Source organism: Actinomadura nitritigenes (assembly GCF_017573545.1).
GTDB classification, from domain to species: Bacteria; Actinomycetota; Actinomycetes; order Streptosporangiales; family Streptosporangiaceae; genus Spirillospora; species Spirillospora nitritigenes.
On record NZ_JAGEOK010000024.1, the window covers coordinates 163,921 to 171,192 of the forward strand.

Genomic DNA, 7,272 nt, shown 5'->3' on the forward strand with positions numbered 1-7,272 from the left:
GGATTGGGCAGATCCCCGGCGACACCGCAGGGAAATGGTCAGATATGTCCAGCTGATACCGACGCGCGCGAACTCCCGGGCGCGCGGGCGCGTCAACCGAAGCGAACGACGAGAACCGAACCCCCAACCGAATGGAGTACGCGGCCGATGCGAGGGAAGACGCCCGTGATCGCGATGGTGACCGCCGGAGTCGTCGGCGCGGCCGCGGGCGGCTGGCCGGTGGTCCGGGCCGAGGCGGGCGGCTCTTCGGGGCCGTCCATGCGGACGCAGCTCTCCTCGGTGCTCGCCGACCAGCAGTGGGCGACGCCGAAGCCCGGCACGTGGACGCCGCCGAAACCGTCCACCGACGGGCTGCCCCCGGTCATCGACCACATCGACACCACCGAGCGGGTCGTCTTCCTCACCATCGACGACGGCTACACCTACGACTCGGAGTTCGTGGACATCGTCCGCAAGGAGAAGGTGCCGATCCTGACGTTCCTGACGACGACGTATCTGCGGGGCCAGGGCCAGTACTTCCTCGCGATGCGCAACGCGGGCTCGCAGATCGAGGACCACACCGTCACGCACCCGAACATGCCCTCGCTCTCCCCCGACGCGCAGAAGCGGCAGATCTGCGACTCGGCGGACGCGATCCAGCGCGAGTACGGCCGCCGCCCGCAGATCTTCCGGCCGCCGTTCGGCGCCTACAACCAGGCGACGCGGCAGGCGTCCAGGGACTGCGGGATGAAGTCGATCCTCACCTGGACGGCGGAGTTCTACAACGGCACGTCCGGGCCCGGCGTCGGCTACAACGGGTTCGCGCGCGCCGACGGCGGCAAGGGCTTCAAGCCCGGCGACATCATCCTGATGCACTACCGCAAGGGCCTGGCCGGGGAGTTCCGGATGATCCTCGGCTGGATCCGGCAGGCCGGGCTCCGGCCCGCCGCCGTGCAGAACTACCTGCCGCGCTCGCTCGGCGGCAACGCCCCGGAGACGCCCGCCGCGAACTGACCCCCGGTCGCGGCGCCGTCGCCGCCGGCCTGCGCGGCCTCCCGGACCCGCAGGCCCGGGTCGCCGGACGCCCGTTCGCGCAGCTCGTACAGGGCGTCCGGGGACAGCGGCATCGCGTCGACGCGCAGCCCCTCGGCGTCCTCGACGGCGGAGGCGATGACCGCCGACACCGGGATGACGCCCGCCTCCCCCGCGCCCTTGATGCCGAGCGGGTTCAGCGGCGACGGCGTCTCCAGGTGATCGGTCTCGATGCGCGGGATCTCCGTCGCGTACGGCATGAGGAAGTCCATGAACGAGGCGTTCAGGAGCTGGCCGGACCCGTCGTAGACCATCCGCTCGTAGAGGGCGCCGCCGACGCCCTGCGCGACGCCGCCGTGGATCTGGCCCTCGACGACCATCGGGTTGATGAGCCTGCCGCAGTCGTGCACGACCGCGTACCGCAGGATCGCGATCTCGGCGGTGTCCGGGTCGGTCTCCACGATCGCGGCGTGCGCGCCCGCGGCGAACGTCGACCGGACGGGCGAGTAGTAGCCGCGCCCCTCCAGGCCCGGCTCCTCGCCCTCCGCGACGGGCGGCTCCGTCGGCGGGCGGCCCACCGCGAACTGCGTCGCCGCGGCGGTCTCCGCGTCGAACGCGTACCGGAGCGGGTTCGACAGCACCGCGACCGTCCGCAGCGGGACGGACGCCGACGGGTCGCCGCGGACGTGCACGGCCCCGTCGGTGATCTCCAGGTCGCGCGGGTCGGCCTCCAGCGCCTCCCCGGCGATCCGCAGCGCCTTCTCGCGGACCTTCCGGCACGCCACCGCGATCGCGTTGCCGCTCATCACCGCGGCGCGGGACGCGAACGTGCCGACCGCGTACCCGAACCGCCGCGTGTCGCCGGTCGTGACGTGCACGTCCCGGATCGGCACGCCGAGCTCCTCGGCGGCGATCTGCGCGAACACGGTCTCGTGGCCCTGCCCCTGCGAGGTGAGCCCGGTCGAGACGTGCACCCGCCCGGCGGTGTCGATCTCGACGTGCCCGCCCTCGTACGGGCCGACGCCCGTCCCCTCGACGTACACGCCGACGCCGATGCCGATGCGGCGGCCGCGGCGCGCGGCGGCCTCCCGCTCCGCCTCGAACCCGTCCCAGCCGATCAGCTCCCGCACCTTGCGCAGCAGCTCGGGGTAGTCGCCGGAGTCGTAGACGAGCGGGCGGCCGTCCTGGAACGTCAGGCCTTGGTCGTAGGGGAACTCGTCGGGCTCGATGAAGTTCGCGGCGCGCACGTCGGCGCGGTCGAGGCCGAGGTGGCGGGCGATGCGGTCCATCGTCCGCTCCATGCAGAACACGCCCTGCGGGCGGCCCGCGCCCCGGTACGGCGTGACGATGAGGGTGTTGGTGTAGAGGCTGACGACCTCGGCCCGGTAGGCGCCGATCTTGTAGGGGCCGAGCAGCTGCGTCGACGTGACGATCGGGATGATGATCCCGTACGGGGTGTAGGCGCCGTGGTCGTGCAGGATCCGCACGTCCAGGCCGAGGACGCGGCCCGCGTCGTCGAACCCGACCCGGACGTCCTGGAGCTGGCCGCGCTCGTGGGCGGCGGCGACGAAGTGCTCGCGGCGGTCCTCGGTCCACTTGACCTCCCGGTCGAGGAGCCGCGCGGCCCACGGGACGAGCACCTCCTCCGGCCACGGATGCACGATCTTCACGCCGAACCCGCCGCCGACGTCCGGCGCGACGACCTCGACCTTGCCGTTCGGCAGGCCGAGCCGTGCGGCGATCGCGGCGCGCACGCTGGTCGACGCCTGCGTGGAGGAGTAGACGCGCAGCGACCCGTCGTCGGCGTCCCAGCGCGCGTACACGCCCCGCCCCTCCAGCGGCGTGGACGCCGACCGCTCGATCGACAGCCGGAACTCCAGCCGGTGCGGCGCGGCGTCGATCGCCGCGGCGGCGTCGCCGGTCTCCTGGAGCAGGACGGCGCCGACGTTGCCGGGGACGTCGTCGTGGACGAGGCGCTCGGCGCGCTCGGCGTTCTCGATGCCGACGACGGCGGGCAGCGGCTCGTACTCGACGCGGACGCGCTCGGCGGCGTCCTCGGCGAGGTACCGGTCGCGGGCGACGACCATCGCGACGGGCTCGCCGACGTGCCGGACGACGTCGCGGGCCAGCGGGTACCCGGTGCGGCCGTGCGTGAGGGCCGGGTGCGGGATGAGCAGCGGCAGCGGCTCGCCGACGCGTCCCGGCAGGTCCTCCCAGGTGTAGACGGCGACGAGGCCGTCCACGTCGAGGGCGCCGGTCACGTCGATGTCGGTGATGCGGGCGTGGGCGTGCGGGGACCGGACGAACGCCGCCGCGAGCGCGTCCCGCCCGAGGTCGTCCAGGTACCGGCCGCGGCCGGTGAGGAGCCGGGCGTCCTCGCGGCGCTCGACCGGCTCGCCGAACACGCGCGTCCCCATCACGCGCCGCCTTCCGCGCCGCCCGCGCCTTCCCCGGCGGACACGGGTTCTCCGGCGGGCGCGGGCTCCCTCGGGGGTGCGGCGAGCAGTTCGGCCGCGCGGTGCACCGACTTCACGATGTTCTGGTAGCCGGTGCAGCGGCACAGGTTCCCGGAGATCCCTTCGAGCACCTCGTCCTCCGTCGGGCGCGGCGTCTCCCGCAGCAGCGCGGTCACCGTGCACAGGAAACCGGGCGTGCAGAAGCCGCACTGCAGGCCGTGGCACTCCCGGAACGCCCGCTGGACCGGGGACGGCGTGCCGTCCGGCGCGGCGAGGCCCTCCACCGTCGTGACGGCGTGCCCGGCGGCCGTCACCGCGAACGTCAGGCAGGACCGGACCGGGTCCCCGTCCATCAGCACCGTGCAGCAGCCGCAGACGCCGTGCTCGCAGCCGACGTGGGTGCCGGTCAGGCCGAGGTCGTGCCGCAGCAGGTCCGACAGCAGCCGCCGGGCGGGGACGCGCGCCGTGCGGTGCACGCCGTTGACCGTCAGGGCGATGTCGTGGAGCTCCTCCATCAGTCCCGCGCCCTCCTCATCGACCGGGCAGCGGCCGCCGCCAGCGCCCTCTCCGTCAGTACCCCGGTCAGGTGGCGGCGGTAGCGGGCGCTCGCGTGGATGTCGGACTCGGGGTCGATCCGCTCCCGCACGTACGCGGCGGCGGCCGGCCAGTCGCCGTGCGGGCCCGCCGCCTCCGTGAGGTCGAGGACGAGGGGCACCGGCGCGATGCCGAGGTAGCCGGCGCGGACGCCGCCGACCCGCAGGTCCTCGTCGAGCGTGACGACCGCGGCGACGCCGGACAGCGCGTAGTCGCCGTGCCGCCGCGCCGTCTCGGTGAACGCCGTCCCGGTGCGGGGCGGGGCGGCGGGGAAGAACGCGGCGACCGCCAGCTCCCCCGGCGCGAGCGCCGGCTCGAGCGGGCCGGTGAAGAACTCCGCCGCCGGGATCGTCCGGCGCCCCCGCGCCGACGCGGCCTCGACCGTCCCGCCGAGGACGGCGAGCACCGCGGGCAGTTCGGCGGCGGGATCGGCGTGCGCGAGACTCCCGACGACCGTGCCGCGGTTGCGGATGACCGGATGCGCGACGTGCCGCAACGCTCGGCCGAGCAGCGGCTGCACAGCTGCCGCCTCCACCGACCGCTCCACCCGCGCATGCCGGGCCAGCGCGCCGACCCGCACGCCCTCGTCGCCGACGTGCACGGTGTCCAGCTCGGCGACGCCGTTGACGTCGACCAGGTCGGGCGGCGCGGCGAGGCGCATGTTGAGCAGCGGGATGAGGCTCTGACCGCCCGCGAGCACCTTGGCGCCCGGGGTGCCCGCGAGCATGCCGACCGCCTCGTCGACGGTGCGGGGCGCGTGGTGGCGGAACGGGGGCGGTTTCACGGCGCCGCCCCCTCAGCCCGCATCGCTCTCGCCGTCCGGACGCTCGCCCTGCCCGCCGGGCTCACCGGGCCCGCCGGGGCCGCCGGGGCCGCCGGGCTCACCGGGTCCGCCCGCCGTGCCGCGGCGGACCGGTCCGCCGATCTCCCGCTCCGCGGGCGCGATGACGCCGCCGCCCGCCCCGTCCGGGCGGCGCACCGCGTTCAGCAGGTGGTAGCCGACCAGCACCGCGATGGTGCCGAGCGCGATGCCCTGCAGCGGGAAGTCGTCGGTGATCTTCAGGGTGACGTTCCCGATCGCCAGGATGATCGCCGCCGCCACCGGGACGAGGTTCACCGGATCGCCGAAGTCGACCCGGTTCTCGATCCAGATCTTCGCGCCGAGCAGGCCGATCATCCCGTACAGCACGACGGTGATGCCGCCGAGCACCCCGCCCGGCGTCGCCGCGACCAGCGCGCCGAACTTCGGGCACAGCCCGAACAGCACCGCCACGATCGCCGCGACGTAGTAGGCGGCCGTCGAGTAGATCCGGGTCGCGGCCATCACGCCGATGTTCTCGGCGTAGGTCGTCGTGGGCGAGCCGCCGACCGCCGTGGCCAGCACCGTGCCGACGCCGTCCGCGCCGATCGCGCGGCCGAGCACCGGGTCCAGGTCGTCCCCCGTCATCGCCGCCACCGCCTTGACGTGCCCGGTGTTCTCCGCGATCAGCGCGATGACCGGCGGCAGCGCCAGCAGGATCGCCGAGGTCTTGAAGTCGGGCGCGTGCGTGTGCGGGAACCCGAACCAGTCCGCCGCCTTCACCGCCGAGAAGTTCAGCCGGTCGTGCGGGAACGCCGTCGCCACGCAGAACGGCCCCTCCGCCGTGCACGCCTTCCCCGCCCCGTCCAGCAGGTTCTGCCCCGGCAGCACCGACGTGATCTCCCCGGCCGTCTTGTCCAGGACCCACGACAGGACGAACCCGAACACCAGCGCCAGCAGGATCGCGATCCGCGACCAGAACCCGCGCAGGACCACCGTGCAGAACACCGCGAAGCACAGCGTCGCCAGCGCGACCCACTGGTCCTGCGGCCAGTACGTGTCCGCGACCACCGGCGCCAGATTGAAGCCGATCAGCATGACGACCGCGCCGGTCACCACCGGCGGGAACACCCGGTGGATCACCTCGCCGCCGAGGAAGTGCACGATCACGCCGATCACCAGCAGCACCGCGCCCGCGACCAGGATCGCGCCGGTCACCCGCGCGCTGTCGCCGCCCGCCGCGCGGATCGCCGCGACCGCGCCGACGAACGACGCGCTGGTGCCGAGGTAGCTCGGCACCCGCCCGCCGACGATCAGCAGGAAGAGGATCGTCGCGACCCCCGACATCATGATGGACAGGTTCGGGTCGAGGCCCATCACCACCGGGAACACGAACGTCGCGCCGAACATCGCCACCACGTGCTGGGCTCCGATGCCGGCGGTGCGCGGCCACGACAGCCGCTCCCCCGGCCGGACGACCTCTCCGGGCGGCGGCGTCCGGCCGTCCCCGTGCACCTTCCAGCCGATCACCATCCGGGGCTCCTCCTGGTCGACATGGGCGTCCGCACCGGCTCGCGCCTGCGGGCAACGTAGATCTACCCCGGTGGGCGGGCATCGGCGACATCTGCCGAAGTTCGGCGCGCCGTCCGGGCGGACCCGGACGGCGCCGCTACGCTCAGATACCGCGCATGCGCAGCACGTGCAGGGCGAGGGTGAGGTTGAGCCGCAGATGCGCGTCCTCGGTGAACGCCCCGAGCATCCGTTCCAGCTTGCCGATCCGGTACCGCAGGGTGTTGTAGTGGAAGTGCAGCCGCCGCGCGGTCTCGGCGACGTTGAGGTTGGTCTCCAGCAGCACCTGCAGGGTGCGGCGCAGGTCCACCAGTTCCGGCTCGTCGTCGCCCGCCAGCTCGCCGAGGGTCTCCCGGACGAACGCGTGCAGCTCCGCCGGATCCGACACCAGGCTCAGCAGCCGGTACACGCCGAGCTGGTCGAAGTGGGCCCGGGCGCCCGCGCCGTGCAGCTGCCGCCCGACCCGGACGGCCTTCACCGCCTGCTCGTAGGCCTCCGGCAGCTCCGCCGGGCACGTCACCGTCCGGCTGATGCCGGTGGAGAACGTGCGGCGCACCGGCAGGTGCTCGGCGAACAGCGCCGCCGCCTCCTTCACCATCGCCTGCACGGGGCCCGCGGCCGGCTCGCCGCCGCCCGGGTCCGCGACGGCGTCCGCGCCGACGACCGCGACGATCTCGTGCGCGAAGCTGGCGACCGCGGCGCCGCGGTCGTGCCGCCGCACGGCGGTGCTCCACGCCGCGGCGAGGCGCTCCTGCGCCGCGCGCTCCTCCGCGCCGCGCACGCCGCGCATCGCCGCGTCCGGGTCGGCGGGGCGCGCCCGCGCCGGGTCGGCGGCGCGGAGGT

The 7,272-nt window shown here is 74.4% G+C and carries 6 protein-coding genes; 1 reads left to right on the forward strand and 5 read right to left on the reverse strand.

All coding sequences use genetic code 11. The features are described 5' to 3' along the window. Positions 1 to 147 precede the first annotated feature (147 nt). Entirely contained in the window at positions 148 to 993 is an 846-nt protein-coding gene (locus tag J4557_RS32780; RefSeq protein WP_208270639.1) for a polysaccharide deacetylase family protein, read from the forward strand. Here J4557_RS32780 and cutA read toward each other — a convergent pair. The 5 genes from cutA to J4557_RS32805 all read right to left on the reverse strand — a co-directional run. After that, complete coding sequence (gene cutA, locus J4557_RS32785) at positions 939 to 3,428, reverse strand: aerobic carbon-monoxide dehydrogenase large subunit (RefSeq protein WP_208270640.1); 2,490 nt, start codon at positions 3,426 to 3,428, stop codon at positions 939 to 941. The two genes, J4557_RS32780 and cutA, sit on opposite strands and share 55 nt — an antisense overlap. Continuing rightward, complete coding sequence (locus J4557_RS32790) at positions 3,428 to 3,982, reverse strand: (2Fe-2S)-binding protein (protein WP_208270641.1); 555 nt, start codon at positions 3,980 to 3,982, stop codon at positions 3,428 to 3,430. Before J4557_RS32790 ends, cutA begins: the two co-directional genes overlap by 1 nt. Beyond that, positions 3,982 to 4,845, reverse strand: a complete 864-nt coding sequence (locus J4557_RS51815) for an FAD binding domain-containing protein (RefSeq protein ID WP_208270642.1) — start codon at positions 4,843 to 4,845, stop codon at positions 3,982 to 3,984. Before J4557_RS51815 ends, J4557_RS32790 begins: the two co-directional genes overlap by 1 nt. Before the next feature lie 12 nt (positions 4,846 to 4,857). Further along, entirely contained in the window at positions 4,858 to 6,393 is a 1,536-nt protein-coding gene (locus J4557_RS32800; RefSeq protein WP_208270643.1) for a uracil-xanthine permease family protein, read from the reverse strand. A 142-nt stretch (positions 6,394 to 6,535) separates the two neighbouring features. After that, the coding region (locus J4557_RS32805) for a PucR family transcriptional regulator (RefSeq protein WP_208270644.1) at positions 6,536 to 7,272 on the reverse strand (737 nt) is incomplete at its 5' end.

What these genes read in the sequence shown, in the direction of transcription:
- J4557_RS32780 (WP_208270639.1), top strand. Translation starts at nt 148, where the DNA reads ATGCGAGGGAAGACGCCCGTGATCGCGATGGTGACCGCCGGAGTCGTC.
- J4557_RS32790 (WP_208270641.1), bottom strand. Translation starts at nt 3,982, where the DNA reads ATGGAGGAGCTCCACGACATCGCCCTGACGGTCAACGGCGTGCACCGC.
- J4557_RS32800 (WP_208270643.1), bottom strand. Translation starts at nt 6,393, where the DNA reads ATGGTGATCGGCTGGAAGGTGCACGGGGACGGCCGGACGCCGCCGCCC.
- cutA (WP_208270640.1), bottom strand. Translation starts at nt 3,428, where the DNA reads ATGGGGACGCGCGTGTTCGGCGAGCCGGTCGAGCGCCGCGAGGACGCC.